Here is a 16,602-nt window from a genome sequence, read left to right on the forward strand (position 1 = left end):
ACTTACACGATGAAAGGCAATTTCTTCAACCTCTACGCGCACGGATTCGCGCGGGTGGCCGTGGGCGTGCCCCGCTGCCGGGTGGCCGATCCCGCGTTCAACGCGGCGCAGACGCTGGACCTGGCGCGGCAGGCGGCGGCGCAGGGGGCGGCGCTGGTGGCGTTTCCCGAGCTGGGTATTTCCGCCTACACCTGCGACGACCTGTTCCACCAGGGGGCGCTGCTGGAGGCCTGCGAACGGGCGCTGGGCGACATCGTGGCCGGGTCCGCCGCGCTGCCCGCCGCGCTCATCGTGGGGCTGCCGCTAAGGGTGAACCATTCCCTGTTCAACTGCGCCGTGGTGGTGGCGCGGGGACGCATCCTGGGCGTCGTGCCCAAGACCTACCTGCCCAACTACGGCGAGTTCTACGAAGCGCGCCAGTTCACCTCCGGCGACTGCACGGTGGCCACCCAGGTCGAACTGGCCGGCCAGCGGGCGCCTTTCGGGCCGGCCCAGCTGTTCGAGGTGGCCGACGTGCCGGGGCTGCGCTTTCACGTGGAAATCTGCGAGGACGTGTGGGTGCCCATCCCGCCGTCGTCGTTCGCGGCGCTGGCGGGGGCCAGCGTGCTGGTGAACCTGTCGGCGTCGAACATCGTGGTGGGCAAGTCGGGATACCGCCACCAACTGGTCAGCCAGCAGTCGGCGCGCTGCCTGGCCGCCTACCTGTACACCTCGGCGGGGCGGGGCGAATCGTCCACCGACCTGGCCTGGGACGGCCAGTCCATCATCTACGAGAACGGCGAGCTGCTGGCCGAGTCCGGCCGTTTCCTGGACGATTCGCACCTGATCCTGGCCGACGTCGATCTCGAGCGCCTGTCGCACGAGCGCATGCGACAGACGACGTTCGGCCAGTCGGTGCTGCGCCACAAGGCCGAGGCCGAGCGCTTCCAGACCGTGGCCTTCGAGATCGGCCTGGCCGCGGACCAGCCCCTGGCGCTGCGGCGCCGGGTCGAGCGCTTCCCCTACGTGCCGGCCGACCGCCGGCGCCGCGACGAACGCTGCGACGAGGTCTACAACATCCAGGTCCAGGCGCTGGTGCAGCGGCTCTCGGCCATAGGCATGGACAAGGTGGTGATCGGCGTGTCCGGGGGACTGGACTCGACCCATGCGCTGCTGGTCTGCGCCAAGGCCATGGACCGCCTGAACCTGCCGCGCGCGAACATCATCGGCGTGACCATGCCGGGCTTCGCCACCAGCGAACGTACCCTGCAGCAGGCACGCGCGCTGATGCGCGTGGTCGGCTGCACGGCCATGGAGATCGACATCCGGCCCAGCTGCGCGCAGATGCTCCAGGACATCGGGCACCCGTACGCCTCGGGCCAGGAGGTCTACGACATCACCTTCGAGAACGTGCAGGCCGGCGAGCGCACCAGCCACCTGTTCCGGCTGGCCAATTTCCACAACGCCATCGTGATCGGCACCGGCGACCTGAGCGAATTGGCGCTGGGTTGGTGCACCTATGGCGTGGGCGACCACATGTCGCACTACAACGTCAACGCCAGCGTGCCCAAGACCCTGATCACCCACCTGGTGCGCTGGGTGGCCGAGACGGGCAAGGTGGGCGACGGCAGCCAGGTGCTGCTGGACATCCTGGGCACCGAGATCAGTCCCGAGCTGGTGCCGGGCAAGACCGACGGCGCGCCCGCGCAGCGGACCGAACAGTTCATCGGGCCCTACGAGCTGCAGGACTTCAACCTGTACTACATCCTGCGCTATGGCTTCGCGCCCTCGAAGGTCGCTTTCCTGGCGCTGGCGGCCTGGCACGACCGCGAGCGCGGCGACTGGCCCGAGGAAGCGCACGTGCCGCGCAACCAGTACGAGCTGGCTGCCATCAAGCGCAACCTGGGCATCTTCGTGCACCGGTTCTTCAAGACCAGCCAGTTCAAGCGTTCGTGCGTGCCCAACGCGCCCAAGGTCGGCTCGGGCGGCTCGCTGTCGCCGCGCGGCGACTGGCGCGCGCCCAGCGATTCGGAAGAGGTCGTCTGGAAGGCCGACCTCGCGAACATTCCCGATGCCCCACCGCACGGCTGAGGGCGGGCGCCCGGCCGGCTACAATCCCGATCATCGCATCTTCGCCATTTCCGCCAGCGTTTCCACAAAGGTCCAGCCATGAAGCAAGTCACCGCCATCATCAAACCGTTCAAGCTCGACGAGGTGCGCGAAGCGCTGGCCCAGGTCGGCGTCAATGGTCTGACCGTGACGGAGGTCAAGGGCTTCGGCCGCCAGAAGGGCCATACCGAGCTCTATCGCGGCGCCGAATACGTGGTGGACTTCCTGCCCAAGATCCGCATCGAACTGGTGATCGCCGACGAACTGGTCGACCAGGCCGTGGAAGCCATCATCCGCGTGGCGCGCACGGGCAAGATCGGCGACGGCAAGATCTTCGTCACGCCCGTCGAACAGGTCATCCGCATCCGCACCGGCGAGACCGGCGAAGCCGCGGTCTGACCGGCCGGGCGGCGGCCGCCGCCCGTTGCGTCCGCCATATATTTCTCACAAGAATAAAGAAATGATGAATATATGGTTTGATGACATATGTGGATTTGTTACGTTTACGTCTCTCGCATCCACATAGTCAGAAGAAGGACGCCGTTTCATGTTCAAGAAGATCATCGTGCTCGCGGCCACGTCGGCCGCGCTGCTCACGGCAGTGACGGGGACGGCGCAAGCCCAGGACAAACCGCTGCTGAACGCCTCGTACGACGTTGCCCGCGAGGTGTTCGCCGCGGTCAATCCCAAGTTCCAGGCGTATTGGAAGGCCAAGAGCGGCCACGACGTCAAGATCGACCAGTCGTTCGCCGGCACCTCGCGCCAGGCGCAGGACATCATCCAGGGCAAGAAGGTCGACGTCGTGACCTTCAACCAGGTGCCCGACGTCGACATCCTGGCCCAGCGCGGATTGCTGCGCAAGGACTGGCAGAAGGCTTTCCCGAACAACAGCTCGCCGTACTACAGCACCATCGCCTTCCTGGTGCGCAAGGGCAATCCCAAGAACGTCAAGAACTGGGACGACCTGGTGCGCGACGACGTCAAGCTGGTGTTCCCGAACCCCAAGACCTCGGGCAACGCGCGCTACACCTACCTGGGCGCCTGGCTGTACGCCAACGAGAAGTTCGGCGGCGACCAGGAGAAGATCAAGCAGTTCGTCGGCAAGGTACTGCACAACGTCGTCAACTTTCCCACCGGCGGGCGCGGCGCGACCGTGGCGTTCGCGCAGAACGGGCAGGGCGACGTGCTGCTGACCTTCGAGTCGGAAGTGATCAACATCGCCAAGGGCGAGGAATTCAAGGCGGGCGGCTATGAAGTCGTCGTGCCGCCGGTGTCCGTGCTGGCCGAGTTCCCGGTGGCCGTGGTGGACAAGGTCGTGGACGAGAAGGGCACCCGCCAGCTCGCCACCGAATACCTGAACTACCAGTACACCCGCGAGATCCAGCTGCTGCTGACCACCTTCAATTACCGGGTCAACCACCCCGACGTCGCCAAGGTCGTGGCCGACCGCTATTCCAAGGTGCGCCTGATCGATCCGACCAAGGTGCTGGGTTCCTGGGACGACATCACCAAAAACCACTTCGGTTCCAACGGCGTGCTGGACCAGTTGCTGGCCAAGCGCTGATCGTGGCGGCACCGGTCTCCGGGCCGGTGCCGTACAATCCTTCCCGGCAAGGCGCGGCCACCCCGCAGGGGGGCCGCGCTTCGTCGCTTCCGCCCCGATCCCGCCGCCTACGCCGTGAATCCGTCCTTCCGATTTTTCCGCCGTCCGCCGGTCCTGCCCGGCTTCGTGCCGAGCTTTGGCTTCTCGGTGCTGTTCCTCAGCCTGGTCATCCTGGTGCCCGTGTCGGCCCTGCTGCTGTACGTCGGCGACATGACCTGGGCCCAATACTGGCGGGCCATCTCCGATCCCCGCGTGGTGCAGAGCTACAAGGTCACGGTGTCGGGGGCGTTCTACTCGACCGTCATCGTGACCGGGATAGGCTTCGTGCTGGCATGGATCGTCTCGCGCTACGATTTTCCCGGCCGGCGGCTGATCGATGCGCTGGTCGACCTGCCGTTCGCCCTGCCCACGGCGGTGGCCGGCATCACGCTATCGGCGCTGTTCGTGCCCAACGGCTGGCTGGGGCGCTGGTTCGAGCCGCTGGGCATCAAGATTTCGTATGCCTACCCCGGGCTGGTGGTGGCCATGATCTTCACCAGCCTGCCGTTCATCGTGCGCTCGCTGCAGCCCGTACTGGAAGACCTCGAGCCCGAGTTCGAGGAAGCCGCTTCCACGCTGGGCGCCACGCGCTGGCAGACCTTCTGGCGCGTACTGCTGCCCAGCCTGGTGCCGGCGCTGATCTCCGGCGCCTCGCAGGCCTTCATCCGCAGCCTGGGCGAGTTCGGAGCGGTCATCATGATCGCCGGCAACATCCCGTTCCAGACCGAGATCACGTCGCTGATGATCTTCGTGCGCCTGCAGGAGTTCGACTATCCCGCCGCGGCCGCCATCGCCTCGGTGGTGCTGATCGCCTCGCTGCTGCTGCTGTTCCTCTTGCAGGTCGTCCAGGGACGACTGCTCCGCCGCACCTGACACGATTGCCATGACCAACAAACGGCCCACTCTCGTCCATCAATGGTTGCTGATCGCGCTGGGCATCGTGCTGACGGTGCTGATCCTGGTCGTGCCGCTGGCGCTGATCTTCTCGCAGGCGCTGTCGGGCGGCTGGAGCCTGCTGGCCCAGAACCTGGACGAAGACTTCATGAAGCACGCGATCGGCCTGACCGTGCTGACCACGCTGGCGACGGTGCCGATCAACCTGGTGTTCGGCATCCTGCTGGCCTGGTGCGTGACCCACTACGATTTCTTCGGCCGGCGGCTGCTGACCACCCTGGTCGACATCCCCTACGCGACCTCGCCCGTGGTGGCGGGCCTGTGTTACCTGGTCGTCTACGGGCTGGAAAGCACGCTGGGCAAGTGGCTGTACAGCCACGACATCCAGCTGATGTTCGCCTGGCCCGGCATCATCATGGTGACGGTGTTCGTGACCTCGCCCTACGTGGCCCGCATCCTGATCCCGCTGATGCAGGCCCAGGGCGCCGACGAGGAAATCGCGGCGCTGTCGCTGGGCGCGTCCGGCTGGCAGATCTTCCGGCGCGTGACCCTGCCCAACATCAAGTGGGCGCTGCTGTACGGCATCGTCATCACCAATGCCCGGGCGGTGGGCGAGTTCGGCGCGGTGTCGGTGGTGTCCGGCACCATCATGAACCAGACCCTGACGCTGCCTTTGCTGGTCGAACAGCTCAACAACGACTACAAGACCGCCGCCGCCTTCACGGCCGCGGCGCTGCTGGCCTGCATGGCCATGCTGACGCTGCTGCTCAAGACCATCATGGAGTGGCGCCAGAAGCGGCGCGACGATACGCCGGCGCATTTCTCGCCCGAGGCGATGACCAAGCGCTGACGGGAAAAGGGGTCAGGCCGGCCGGTCCGGGCCCCGCAGCAGCACCAGCACCACGCCCGAACCGCCGTCGTTGGCACGGGCCTCGACGAAGGCCAGCACTTCTTCCTTCTGCACCAGCCAGCGCCGCACTTTTTCCTTCAGGATGGGCGTGCGGTTCTTCGATCCCAGCCCCTTGCCATGGATGATGCGCACGCAGCGCATCTCCTGTTTCACGCAGGCGCGCAGGAATTCCCCCAGCGCCTCGCGGGCCTCTTCCACCCGGTGGCCGTGCAGGTCGAGCTGGGCCTGCACCGTCCACTGGCCGCGCCGCAGCTTGCGCACGATGTCCTGTCCCAGGCCGGTGCGGCGGTAGGACAGCGTGTCGTCGGTATCGATCAGCCAGTCGGCGCCGTAGTCGTCGGAAATGGATTCCCGCAGCACCTCGGATTCGTCTTCCCAGCGCTTGTAGGGCAGGGGAGCGGGCGCGACCGGCGAGGGATCGACCCTGCCCGTGTCCTTCAGCGGCACCACCCCGCCGACCAGCGCCCGAAACTCGACCGCCGCCCGCCGGGCTTCCTCCGCCCGCCGCCGAGCCTCCCGCTCAGCGGCCTCCGCCGCCAGCCGCTGCTCCTGCAACTCCCGCTGCAACGCTTTCAGACCTGAGAGGCCGCTACTGCTACTGGATTTGCCCATTTCAGCCCCTTTACTGTCCCATCGCCCGCCAGCCTATGTTTACTCCAGGATGCGGTGGATCCGGCTTTGCCGGTCCACCCGCATCGCCCCCTGGGGGGCGCGCGTAAGCGCGTAGGGGGGGCTGACTACACCATTTCGCCGTCCAACCAGCGCTGGGCGTCCAGGGCCGCCATGCACCCGGTGCCGGCGCTGGTGATGGCCTGGCGGTACACGTGGTCCTGCACGTCGCCGGCGGCGAACACGCCGGGGACCGAGGTCATCGTGGCCAGCCCGTTCAGGCCGCTGCGGGTGATGATGTAGTCGTCCTTCATTTCCACCTGGCCCTTGAAGATGCCGGTGTTGGGCTGGTGGCCGATGGCGATGAAGACGCCGGTGACGGCGATGTCCTCGGTCTGGCCGGTCTGGTTGTCGCGCAGCCGCGCCCCGGTCACGCCCGAATCGTCGCCCAGCACTTCCTGCAGCTCGTTGAAGAGCTTCAGGATCACGCGGCCTTCCTGGACCTTCTCGTTGAGCTTGTCGACCATGATGGGCTCGGCGCGGAATTTGTCGCGGCGGTGGATCAGGGTGACGGTGCGGCAGATGTTGGCCAGGTACAACGCTTCTTCCACGGCGGTGTTGCCGCCGCCGACCACGGCGACGTCCTGGTTCTTGTAGAAGAACCCGTCGCAGGTCGCGCAGCCCGAGACGCCGCGGCCCTTGTAGTTTTCTTCCGACGGCAGGCCCAGGTACTTGGCCGAGGCGCCGGTGGCGATGACCAGCGCGTCGCAGGTGTAGGTGCCCGAGTCGCCGACCAGCTTGAACGGCCGCTGGTCCAGGTGCGCGGTATGGATGTGGTCGAAGACGATGTCGGTATTGAAACGCTCGGCATGCTGCTGGAAGCGCTGCATCAGCTCCGGCCCCTGCACGCCGTTCACGTCGGCGGGCCAGTTGTCCACCTCGGTCGTCGTCATCAACTGGCCACCCTGTTCGACACCGGTGATCAGCATGGGCGAGAGGTTGGCCCGGGCGGCGTAGACGGCGGCGGTATACCCGGCCGGCCCCGACCCGAGGACGAGGACTTTGGCGTGTTTGTCTTGGCTCATGATCTCAACAATTTCCTGGCGCCGAGCGCCCGATTTGCAACCGTCATCATAGGTGATCCCGTCCCCTCGCGTTTTCAACCCTGGAGCCTGCCGGGGACGGGGCGAACGGAATTGTATATTTCTATGGCTGCGATAGCCCCGGGGAGCTTGATCGGGCGCCGGCCACTTATAATCAGCCCATGGCACGTACCGCTACCGCGGGGAATACCCGCAATTCGCAGAACACCGGCAATTCGACCGGTGCCTTGCCCGGCCGCCTGTCCCGCCTGTTCCGCGAGGCGCGCTGGATCCTGTTCGCCGCCCTGGCCGTCTATCTGACCCTGGTGCTGGCCACCTACAACTCGGGCGATCCGGGGTGGTCGCACGCCGTGCAGATCGACCATGTCCACAACAGCGGGGGCCGCTTCGGCGCCTGGCTGGCCGACCTCATCCTGTTCCTGATCGGTGCCTCGGCCTGGTGGTTCGTCGTGCTGTTGTTGCAGCGCGTCTACGCCAGCTACCTGCGCCTGGCCCACCAGTTCCTGCGCGGCGGCTCCGAATCCGACGTGCCCCAGCGGGTGCGCTGGGAACAGGGCCTGGGCTTTTTCGCCCTCATGGTCGGCTCGGTGGGCCTCGAGGCGCTGCGCCTGCGGTCCTTCGGCGAATCCCTGCCGCACGGCAGCGGCGGCATGATAGGCGAGAGCATCGCCAAGTACGCCTCGTCCTCGTTCGGCTATACCGGCGCGACCTTGCTGCTGCTGGTCCTGTTCGCCATCGGCGCCAGCCTGTTCTTCGGCTTCTCGTGGCTGGTGGTGGCCGAGAAGATCGGCTCCTGGCTGGAACTGGGGCTGCGCGGCATCCGGAATTCCTGGCAGGCCCGCGAGGACCGCAAGGTGGGCGAGGTGGCCGTGCAGGCCCGCGCCGAGGTCGTGGTGGCCAAGCAGGAAAAGCTGGTCCACGAACAGCCCGTGCGCATCGAGCCGGCGGTTACCGTGGTGCCCAAGTCCGAACGCGTCGAGAAGGAAAAGCAGCAGGCACTGTTCGCCGAGATCACCGACAGCCAGTTGCCGCCGCTCAGCCTGCTCGATCCGCCGCCGCCGGCCCAGGAAACCGTTTCCACCGAGACCCTGGAGTTCACCTCGCGCCTGATCGAGAAGAAGCTGGCCGACTTCGGCGTCCAGGTTTCCGTGGTCACCGCGCAGCCCGGCCCGGTCATCACCCGCTACGAGATCGAGCCGGCGGTGGGCGTCAAGGGCAGCCAGATCGTCAACCTGGCCAAGGACCTGGCGCGGGCGCTTAGCCTGGTCAGCATCCGGGTGGTCGAGACCATCCCCGGCAAGAACCTGATGGGCCTGGAGCTGCCCAACCTGCGGCGCCAGACCGTCAAGCTGTCCGAGATCCTGGGGTCGCAGACCTACCATGGCAGCTCGTCGGTGCTGACCATGGCGCTGGGCAAGGACATCGCCGGCAAGCCCGTGGTGGCCGACCTGGCCAAGATGCCCCACCTGCTGGTGGCGGGCACGACCGGTTCCGGCAAGTCGGTGGGGATCAACGCCATGATCCTGTCGCTGCTGTACAAGGCCGATCCCACCCAGGTGCGCCTGATCCTGATCGATCCGAAGATGCTCGAAATGAGCGTCTACGAGGGTATCCCGCACCTGCTGGCGCCGGTCGTGACCGATATGCGCCAGGCCGCCAACGCGCTGAACTGGTGCGTGGCCGAGATGGACAAGCGCTATCGGCTGATGAGCAAGATGGGCGTGCGCAACCTGGCCGGCTACAACACCAAGATCCACGACGCCATCAAGCGCGAGGAACCCATCCCCAATCCGTTCTCGCTCACGCCCGATTCGCCCGAGCCGCTCCAGCCGCTGCCCATGGTGGTGGTGGTCATCGACGAGCTGGCCGACCTGATGATGGTGGTGGGCAAGAAGATCGAGGAGCTGATCGCCCGCCTGGCGCAGAAGGCCCGCGCCGCCGGCATCCACCTGATCCTGGCCACCCAGCGGCCCAGCGTGGACGTGATCACCGGCCTGATCAAGGCCAACATCCCGACCCGGATCTCGTTCCAGGTCTCGTCCAAGGTCGATTCGCGCACCATCCTCGACCAGATGGGCGCCGAAGCCCTGCTGGGCCAGGGCGACATGCTGTATATGCCGCCGGGCTCGGGCCTGCCCACCCGCGTCCACGGAGCCTTCGTCACCGACGACGAAGTGCACCGGGTGGTCGAGCAGTTGAAGGCGCAGGGCGAACCCAACTACGAGGAAGGCATCCTGGAAGGCTCCATCGAGGGCGAGACCGGCGATGGCTTGAGCAGCGTGACCGGCATGGGGGACGCCGAATCCGACCCCATGTACGACCAGGCGGTGGAAGTGGTGCTCAAGCACCGCCGCGCCTCGATATCCCTGGTGCAGCGCCACCTGCGCATCGGTTACAACCGTGCCGCCCGCTTACTCGAACAGATGGAGCGTTCGGGTATGGTTTCCGCCATGCAGTCCAACGGCAACCGGGAAATCCTTGCCCCCGCCAGCCAGGACGAATGACCGGTCCTGCCGCGCTGCGCTACGGAGAGTCCCCCATGATGTTCGTTTCCAAGACCACCGCCTTCCTGGCCCGCGCCGCCGCCGGCGCCGGCCTGGCCGCGGCCCTGGCCCTGCCGGGCGCCGCGCTGGCGGGCGCCATCGACCAGTTGCACGCCTTCGCAAGCAACACCCAGTCCGCGCGCGGCAGCTTCTCGCAAGTCACGCGCGGGTCCTCGGGGCAGGCGGCGCCGGCGCAGTCCGGCAGCTTCTCGTTCCAGCGCCCCGGGCGCTTCCGCTGGGAAGTGGCCAAGCCCTATGAACAACTGATTGTCTCGGATGGCAAGCAGTTGTTTCAGTACGACCCCGACCTGAGCCAGGTCACGGTGCGCGACGTGGGCGAGGCCATCGGTTCCTCGCCGGCGCAGATCCTGTTCGGATCGGGATCGCTGGAGCAGTCCTTCAACGTGGCCGAGCAGCCCGAGCGCGACGGCCTGCAGTGGCTGCGCGCCACGCCCAGGACGCCCGACGCGGGTTTCTCGCGCGTGGACATCGCCTTCAAGGACGGCCTGCCGGCGCGCCTGGAATTGCTGGACGCCTTTGGCCAGACCACCGCCATTACCTTCAGCGGCATCGCCCGCAATCCGCAACTGCCGCAGGACAGCTTCCGCTTCAAGGCGCCCGCCGGCGTGGACGTGGTGCGCATGGGCGGACAGGCGCCGGCCGGCGGCCGCTGATTCGCGTTCTTTCCACCCATGTCCGACCTGTTCCCCGACGATACGCCCCCGGCCGCCAAGGTGCCCGACGCCGCCGCGCCGCTGGCCGAGCGGCTGCGGCCGCGCACGCTGGACGAGGTCGTCGGGCAGAGCCATCTCTTGGGGCCGGGCAAGCCGCTGCGCGTGGCCTTCCAGTCGGGGCGGCCGCACTCGATGATCTTCTGGGGGCCGCCGGGCGTGGGCAAGACCACGCTGGCGCGCCTGATGGCCAACTCCTTCGACGCCCAGTTCATCGCGATATCGGCCGTGCTGGGCGGAGTCAAGGACATCCGCGACGCGGTGGTCGCGGCCCAGGCGGCGCAGTTGAAGGGGCGCCGCACCATCCTGTTCGTCGATGAAGTACACCGCTTCAACAAGGCCCAGCAGGATGCCTTCCTGCCTTACGTGGAAAGCGGGCTGTTCACCTTCATCGGCGCCACCACCGAGAACCCCTCGTTCGAGGTCAATTCGGCCCTGCTGTCGCGGGCACGGGTCTACGTGCTGCAATCGCTCAGCGCCGAGGAACTGCGGCTGCTGATCGCCAAGGCCATCGCCATGCTGGGCGACATCGAGTTCGACGAGGCCTCGCAGGAACAACTGGCGGCCTGGGCTGATGGCGATGCCCGCCGCGTCATCAACGCGGTCGAGGTGGTGGCCGATTCGGCGCGCGGGGCGGGGCGCACGCAGGTCGACGCCGAATGGCTGGAGACCGCGCTGTCGCAGAACCTGCGCCGCTTCGACAAGGGCGGCGACGCCTTCTACGACCAGATCAGCGCCCTGCACAAGGCCGTGCGCGGCTCGGATCCGGACGGGTCGCTGTACTGGTTCTGCCGCATGCTGGATGGCGGCGCGGATCCGCGCTACCTCTCGCGCCGCCTGATCCGCATGGCGGTCGAGGACATCGGCCTGGCCGATCCGCGCGCGCTGGACATCGCCACCTCGGGGGCCGACGTGTACGAGCGCCTGGGATCGCCCGAAGGCGAACTGGCGCTGGCCCAGGCCGTGGTCTACCTGGCCTGCGCCGCCAAGTCCAACGCCGTCTACAACGCCTACAACATGGCCAGGCGCTTTGCCGCCGACAACGGCAGCGCGCCCGTGCCCATGCACCTGCGCAACGCGCCCACCAAGCTGCTCAAGCAACTGGGGCACGGCAAGCAGTACCGCTACGCGCACGACGAGCCGCACGCCTACGCGGCCGGGGTCGATTACTTCCCGGACGGCCTGCGCGCCAAGTTCTACCAGCCCACCGACCGCGGGCTGGAAGCCAAGATCGGCCAGAAGCTCGCCTTCCTGCGCGAGCTCGACAAGGAAGCGAAGAAGGGTTAGGCGGCCGCGCCGCCGCAGGCGAAATGCGGCCGCAGCGACGGCGGCATCCCCCGCACCCGGCGCCGGTACTCCGACGGCGTCCAGCCCGTGTTGCTTTTCATGAAGCGCGTGAAGTGGGGCGGGGCGCTGAAGCCCAGATCGTAGGTGATCTCGAAGATGCTTTTCGCTTCGCCGGCCAGCAGCGCGAAGGCGGCGTCCAGGCGTCGCATGTTGTAGTAGGCCCGGGGCGTCATCCGCGTCGCGCGCCGGAACAGGGTATAGAAATAGCGCTCGGACACGCCGTAGGTATCCGCGCCGCGCCGGAACGCGGCGAAATCCTCCAGGTCGCGCAACTGGCCGGCACGGGCGTCGCGGCCCACGCGTTCCTCCAGGCTGCTGGCCTGGACCGCCGTGTCGCGGGATACGTCGCGCGTCCGGTTCTCCAGCGAACGGGCCACGGCCGCCTGGTACAGCGTCCGGACGCCCTGCGACACCGCTCGCGGGTCGGGGCCGGCGCGGAACAGTTCCGCCACCAGTTGCATGGCATCGGCGCGCAGCGGGCCGGGCAGGGTGATCATGTCGACCGGATCGTCGTCCCCGGCATGGCCGACGGGCCCGGCGCTGTCGTTCAACAGCGGCGAGGCCTTGATCAGGATGGACCCGACCTGGCCAGGATGCCGCGCGCGCCCCGGCGCGGGAGGGATGGCATAGGTCTGCCGGGGGTGGATGACCAGCGCGCGGAACGGATCCAGGCGGTGCGAGCCGCCGTTCAGGCGAACGGGCAAGGGTTCCTGGTGCATGTTCACCAGCACCTGCACGCAGTCGCGGGCGTGGTCCGCCAGTTCGACGCCCGACGCCATGACCGAGACCCGGCCGTAGTCCCCGCCGCAATAGCAAAGGTGGGGCGAATCGTGGGCGTCAGTTGGGATCGACAATATTCTTCTCCTTCGCCACCTTCGACCACAGGGCCTTCTCGGTCTGCACGACGTGTTCGAGGCTGGTCCGCCGCGTGTCCGGGACTTCGGCGCCCCACGAGGCGACGAGCTTGCGCAGGTCGTCGTCGCCCGCGGCGGCGGTGATCTGCGAGGACAGCGCATCCAGTATATCGGCGGGCAGGCCGGCCGGGCCGAACAGCGCGATCCAGGAAGAGATGGCGGGTACGCCGCGCAGCTTCTTCTCGGTCAGGGTCGGTACCGCCGGCAGCTCCGGACTGCGCGTCGCGGTGCTGACCGCCAGCGCGTCCAGCTTGCCGATCCTGATCTGCGGCAGCGCCGTCACCAGCGAAATGATGGCGATGTCCACGTCGCCCGCCAGCAGGGCCTGCAACTGGCGCGCGCCCGAGGCGTAGGGAATGTGGACCATGTCGATGCCGGCCGAGGTCTTGATCATCTCGCCCAGGAAGTGCATGCCCGAGCCCACGCCGGGGGAGGCGTAGTTGAGTTTCTTCCGGCTGTCGCGGGCGCCTTCCAGGAATTTGTCGAAGTCGGCGTAGGCGCCCGCGCGCGAGACGATGACGTAGGGCGTGGCGACCAATTGCGCGATGGGCTGCAGGTCGGTGCCCGGATCGACGTTGCCCGGACGCAGCGCCCAGGAGGTCGTGACCGAGGTGCCCGTGGCCAGTAGCGTGTAGCCGTCGCGGGCGGCGTTCTTCACGTGCCGGGCCGCGACTTCGCCGCCCGCGCCCTGCTGAATCTCGACCACGACGGGCTGCTTCAGGCGTTCCGACAGTTCCTTGGCGAACAGGCGCGTGGAGTTGGCGGGGAAACCGTCGCTCCAGGCCATCACCACCTTGATGGGGCGGCTGGGATAGGGCTGGGCGGCGGCCGGCTGGGGCTGCCCCAGCGCAAGCAGGGCGGCGGCCACCCAGGCGTGAGGGCGGGTCTGGAGAAGGCGGAGCGGCACCACTTGTCGTTGTCTCCTGGCGGTTGATCGGATCGGGGCCGTATGGGGCGATTTCATTCTAGGAGCCGCTGTCGCGGCGGGCTTACCCTGGACTGAACAGGCGGGCAGCATTTACCCCCAGTTCGTTGTCCCGACCGGCTGTTCAGCGGGCGGTAACGCGCCAGGCCGGGCGCTCGCCAACAATGCTCGGGCCGTTTCCAACAACATGCCAATGACTTTTCCAACTATGGATATGACTCACGTATCGGTCCGCGGCGGACACGCATTCGAACCGGACTTCGTGCAGGCCGAGGAACTGCTGGCCCGCCCGAACGACGACAGGCTGTTCGTCGATGTCCGCCTGGGCGACCCGGACATCGAATACCGCTCGTACCGCGACGGCCACATCTTCGGTGCCGTCCATGGGCAGATCCGCGATGCATTCGCGGCGGAGCCCACGCCGGGCAGCGGGAACCTGCCGCTGCCCGGCCTCGGGCAACTGGCCGCCACGCTGCGCAACTGGGGGGTGGGTCCGGATACCGAAATCGTCGTCTACGGCCCGACCCCGGCGCTGGCTGCCCGCGGCTGGTGGGTGCTGCGCTGGGCCGGGCTTGCCAGGGTGCTCCTGCTCGATGGCGGACTGAAGGCCTGGATTGCCGCCGGCGGCGCGCTGGCGCGCGGCGACGAACCCCGGCGGCGCCAGTTGCCTGACGAGCTGCCTCTGGCCGGCGGGCATCTGCCGCAGATCGAGGTGGGCGAGGTCGAGCGGCTTTCCGGCGATGCCGTGCTGGTCGACGCACGGGACGAGGCGTCCTATCTGGCCGGCCATATCCCCGGCGCGCGGCATCTGGCCGCGTCCGAGTTCTGGACCCCGTCGGGCCGGCTCAGGCCAGCCGGGGAACGCGCGCGGCTGCTGGCCCAGGCCGGCGTCGAGCCCGGCGGCGAGGCCGTGGTGTACTGCGGCGGCGGCGTCCTGTCGGCCCTGGTCGCCATGGCCATGGCCGAGGCCGGCGTCCGGCCCCGGCTGTACGTCGGATCGTGGTCCGAGTGGAACAAGGATCCGGAACGCATGCGCCGCAGCGCGGTGGGAGAAGATGCATGAACGGAGCCATGGCACAGGTCGACGTCGCCATCTGCGGCGGTGGCCCCGTCGGCCTCGCGCTGGCCTATCTGCTGGGCCGGGAAGGGCTGCGCGTCGCGCTGTTCGAGAAGCGCCCCAGCACCACCGTGTTGCCCAAGGGCCAGTACGTCCATGCATCCACTGCCGAGCTCTACCGGCAATGGGGCGTCTGGGAACTGCTGGAAGGCAAGGGGTGGTCCATTCCCCGCTCCAACGGCCAGGGCTTCTACGTGCGCATCGCCCAGGGGCCCGTGGCCGACGTCCGGTCCTCGCTGGGCACCGATGCGGAATACGAACATAAATGGGCGCAGCTCGCGCCCGTCTATCCGCGCAAGGTCCCGGCTTCGGATTACGAGGCCGCGCTGCGCCACCAGGCGGCCGCCTGGCAAAGCGTCGCGCTGCACTTCGGCACCCAGGTGGTGGACGTCGAGGACCAGGGCAGCGCGGTGCGGCTGGCCGTCAAGGAGCTCGAGTCGGGCGCATTGCGGGAGGTGGGGGCGCGCTACCTCGTGGCCTGCGACGGCGCCCGCAGCTTCGTGCGCAACCGTATCGGCCGGGGCGAGGACCATGGCCCGACCTTCGGCAACCAGGTGCTGGCCGAGTTTCGCGCCGACCTGGACGATACCCTGGGGCGCGACGGCTACTTCCACTCCTTCGTGCTGGATCCGCGCCATGCCGGCTGGTTCGGCAGCAAGCATCCGGACACCGGGCTGTGGCGCTACAGCTTCCGCCACGACGAGGATACGCTGCCCGACACCGCCGCGCTGCTCGAACGGATACGCGGCGCGCTGGGCATGCCGGACCTGCCCGTCGAGATCGTTCGCGTCTACCGCTTCGACTACACCACGGGCCTGCTGCGCAAGTGGCGCGAGGGCAATGTCCTGTTCGCGGGCGACGCGGCCCATTGGCATTCGCCCTGGGGTGGCTTCGGCGCCAACACCGGCGTGCAGGACGCCAACAATCTGGCGTGGAAGCTGGGCCTGGTGCTGCGCGGCGCCGCGCCCGACACGCTGCTCGACACCTACGAGGTCGAGCGCAAGGGCAAGGCGCTGCTTACCGTCAAGGCGGCCACCTACAACTCGCTCAACTTCCAGGCCATCGCGGCGGCCATCGCCGTGGGCGAGCCCGGCGTCAGCCTGCACGGGACCTTCAGCCCGCAAGCCGTCGCCTTCCTGCGCGAATGCGTCGCGCCGCACGGCGACAACAGCGTGCTGCACACCGGCTTCCAGCTGGGCACGGTCTACGACTCCGCCGCCGTGATCCGCGACGGCGACGAGCCGCCGCGCGCCACCCTCGAGCACTACGAGGAAAGCACCGTGCCCGGCGTGCGCGCCCCCCACGTCTGGCTGTACGACTCCGCCGGCCGCCGGCTGTCCACCGTCGACCTGTGGGGCACCGCCTTTTCGCTGGTCGTGCAGCGCGATGCCCAGGCCTGGACCCAGGCTGCCCGCGCCGTGGGCCGGGAACTGGGCGTGGCCCTGCGCGTCGTGCACATCGGCGCCGGCGGCCACTACCGGGCCGACGAGCCCAAGTTCGGCCGGCTGTATCCCGTGGCCGACGGCGGCGCCGTGCTGGTGCGGCCCGACGGATTCGTCGCGCGCCGCCTGCCGGCACAGGCCGAGGGCGCCGCCGGGCCGGCGCTGCGCGACACTCTCCGGCGCCTGCTGACCCTGGAGCCGGACACCCGGGCGGCAGCGAGCCTGCCCGGGCAGGAGGCCCCCGTGGGGTGAAGGCGGGCCGGGGAGGCTAAAATCGGAATACCCCGGCCGGGCGGCCTCCTGCGCCGCCCGCCGGGGCGACCTTTTTCCCCCTCTC

General features: G+C 68.1%; 14 protein-coding genes. 10 read left to right on the forward strand and 4 right to left on the reverse strand.

Annotation, left to right across the window (positions count from 1 at the left end):
* The first annotated feature begins 9 nt into the window (after window positions 1-9).
* From EV675_RS13885 to cysW, 5 genes are all read left to right on the forward strand, one after another.
* Window positions 10-2,070, forward strand: coding sequence for an NAD(+) synthase (locus tag EV675_RS13885; protein ID WP_130358021.1), 2,061 nt, complete (start codon window positions 10-12; stop codon window positions 2,068-2,070).
* Between the two features lie 78 nt (window positions 2,071-2,148).
* Window positions 2,149-2,487: a P-II family nitrogen regulator gene (locus tag EV675_RS13890; RefSeq protein ID WP_124688498.1), complete on the forward strand. Its 339-nt coding sequence runs from the start codon at window positions 2,149-2,151 to the stop codon at window positions 2,485-2,487.
* 148 nt (window positions 2,488-2,635) lie between these two features.
* A complete protein-coding gene (cysP, locus tag EV675_RS13895) occupies window positions 2,636-3,652 on the forward strand; it encodes a thiosulfate ABC transporter substrate-binding protein CysP (RefSeq protein ID WP_130357790.1) in 1,017 nt (338 codons plus the stop codon).
* 114 nt (window positions 3,653-3,766) lie between these two features.
* Window positions 3,767-4,603 carry a sulfate ABC transporter permease subunit CysT gene (gene cysT / locus EV675_RS13900; RefSeq protein WP_130357791.1) on the forward strand — a complete coding sequence of 279 codons (837 nt, stop codon included), beginning with the start codon at window positions 3,767-3,769 and terminating at the stop codon, window positions 4,601-4,603.
* A gap of 10 nt (window positions 4,604-4,613) precedes the next feature.
* Window positions 4,614-5,474, forward strand: coding sequence for a sulfate ABC transporter permease subunit CysW (gene cysW, locus EV675_RS13905; protein WP_087839845.1), 861 nt, complete (start codon window positions 4,614-4,616; stop codon window positions 5,472-5,474).
* 12 nt (window positions 5,475-5,486) lie between these two features.
* Here the strand turns inward: cysW and EV675_RS13910 are convergent, their stop codons facing one another.
* Both EV675_RS13910 and trxB read right to left on the reverse strand, forming a co-directional pair.
* A complete protein-coding gene (locus EV675_RS13910; RefSeq protein ID WP_130357792.1) occupies window positions 5,487-6,146 on the reverse strand; it encodes a Smr/MutS family protein in 660 nt (219 codons plus the stop codon).
* Window positions 6,147-6,271: 125 nt separating this feature from the next.
* Window positions 6,272-7,228 (reverse strand): thioredoxin-disulfide reductase, encoded by a 957-nt coding sequence (gene trxB, locus EV675_RS13915; protein ID WP_130357793.1) that lies wholly within the window; start codon window positions 7,226-7,228, stop codon window positions 6,272-6,274.
* A 179-nt stretch (window positions 7,229-7,407) separates the two neighbouring features.
* Between trxB and EV675_RS13920 the strand changes: the two genes are divergently transcribed.
* From EV675_RS13920 to EV675_RS13930, 3 genes are read left to right on the forward strand one after another with little or no spacing between them, the layout of a single operon-like run.
* On the forward strand, window positions 7,408-9,750 hold the full coding sequence (locus EV675_RS13920; RefSeq protein WP_130357794.1) for a DNA translocase FtsK: 2,343 nt from the start codon (window positions 7,408-7,410) through the stop codon (window positions 9,748-9,750).
* 35 nt (window positions 9,751-9,785) lie between these two features.
* The gene (gene lolA / locus EV675_RS13925) at window positions 9,786-10,463 is read left to right on the forward strand and encodes an outer membrane lipoprotein chaperone LolA (RefSeq protein ID WP_242621406.1); all 678 of its coding nucleotides are present in this window, start codon (window positions 9,786-9,788) and stop codon (window positions 10,461-10,463) included.
* Window positions 10,464-10,481: 18 nt separating this feature from the next.
* Complete coding sequence (locus tag EV675_RS13930) at window positions 10,482-11,807, forward strand: replication-associated recombination protein A (protein WP_130357795.1); 1,326 nt, start codon at window positions 10,482-10,484, stop codon at window positions 11,805-11,807.
* On the opposite strand, the gene EV675_RS13935 is transcribed toward EV675_RS13930, so the two are convergent.
* Together EV675_RS13935 and EV675_RS13940 are read right to left on the reverse strand one after the other, a co-directional pair.
* A complete protein-coding gene (locus EV675_RS13935) occupies window positions 11,804-12,721 on the reverse strand; it encodes a helix-turn-helix transcriptional regulator (RefSeq protein WP_130357796.1) in 918 nt (305 codons plus the stop codon). The two genes, EV675_RS13930 and EV675_RS13935, sit on opposite strands and share 4 nt — an antisense overlap.
* Complete coding sequence (locus EV675_RS13940; RefSeq protein ID WP_165404591.1) at window positions 12,705-13,688, reverse strand: tripartite tricarboxylate transporter substrate binding protein; 984 nt, start codon at window positions 13,686-13,688, stop codon at window positions 12,705-12,707. Before EV675_RS13940 ends, EV675_RS13935 begins: the two co-directional genes overlap by 17 nt.
* Before the next feature lie 226 nt (window positions 13,689-13,914).
* Between EV675_RS13940 and EV675_RS13945 the strand changes: the two genes are divergently transcribed.
* Window positions 13,915-14,769 carry a sulfurtransferase gene (locus EV675_RS13945; protein WP_165404592.1) on the forward strand — a complete coding sequence of 285 codons (855 nt, stop codon included), beginning with the start codon at window positions 13,915-13,917 and terminating at the stop codon, window positions 14,767-14,769.
* Window positions 14,766-16,517, forward strand: coding sequence for an FAD-dependent oxidoreductase (locus EV675_RS13950; protein ID WP_130357799.1), 1,752 nt, complete (start codon window positions 14,766-14,768; stop codon window positions 16,515-16,517). The genes EV675_RS13945 and EV675_RS13950 overlap by 4 nt, the downstream gene beginning before the upstream one ends.
* Window positions 16,518-16,602: the final 85 nt, after the last annotated feature.

Origin of the sequence: Pigmentiphaga kullae (assembly GCF_004216695.1) — a bacterium.
Classification (GTDB): Bacteria; Pseudomonadota; Gammaproteobacteria; order Burkholderiales; family Burkholderiaceae_B; genus Pigmentiphaga; species Pigmentiphaga kullae.

What these genes read in the sequence shown, in the direction of transcription:
- trxB (WP_130357793.1), bottom strand. Translation starts at nt 7,228, where the DNA reads ATGAGCCAAGACAAACACGCCAAAGTCCTCGTCCTCGGGTCGGGGCCG.
- EV675_RS13890 (WP_124688498.1), top strand. Translation starts at nt 2,149, where the DNA reads ATGAAGCAAGTCACCGCCATCATCAAACCGTTCAAGCTCGACGAGGTG.
- cysW (WP_087839845.1), top strand. Translation starts at nt 4,614, where the DNA reads ATGACCAACAAACGGCCCACTCTCGTCCATCAATGGTTGCTGATCGCG.
- EV675_RS13945 (WP_165404592.1), top strand. Translation starts at nt 13,915, where the DNA reads ATGGATATGACTCACGTATCGGTCCGCGGCGGACACGCATTCGAACCG.
- EV675_RS13910 (WP_130357792.1), bottom strand. Translation starts at nt 6,146, where the DNA reads ATGGGCAAATCCAGTAGCAGTAGCGGCCTCTCAGGTCTGAAAGCGTTG.
- EV675_RS13920 (WP_130357794.1), top strand. Translation starts at nt 7,408, where the DNA reads ATGGCACGTACCGCTACCGCGGGGAATACCCGCAATTCGCAGAACACC.
- EV675_RS13950 (WP_130357799.1), top strand. Translation starts at nt 14,766, where the DNA reads ATGAACGGAGCCATGGCACAGGTCGACGTCGCCATCTGCGGCGGTGGC.
- lolA (WP_242621406.1), top strand. Translation starts at nt 9,786, where the DNA reads ATGATGTTCGTTTCCAAGACCACCGCCTTCCTGGCCCGCGCCGCCGCC.
- EV675_RS13930 (WP_130357795.1), top strand. Translation starts at nt 10,482, where the DNA reads ATGTCCGACCTGTTCCCCGACGATACGCCCCCGGCCGCCAAGGTGCCC.
- cysP (WP_130357790.1), top strand. Translation starts at nt 2,636, where the DNA reads ATGTTCAAGAAGATCATCGTGCTCGCGGCCACGTCGGCCGCGCTGCTC.
- EV675_RS13885 (WP_130358021.1), top strand. Translation starts at nt 10, where the DNA reads ATGAAAGGCAATTTCTTCAACCTCTACGCGCACGGATTCGCGCGGGTG.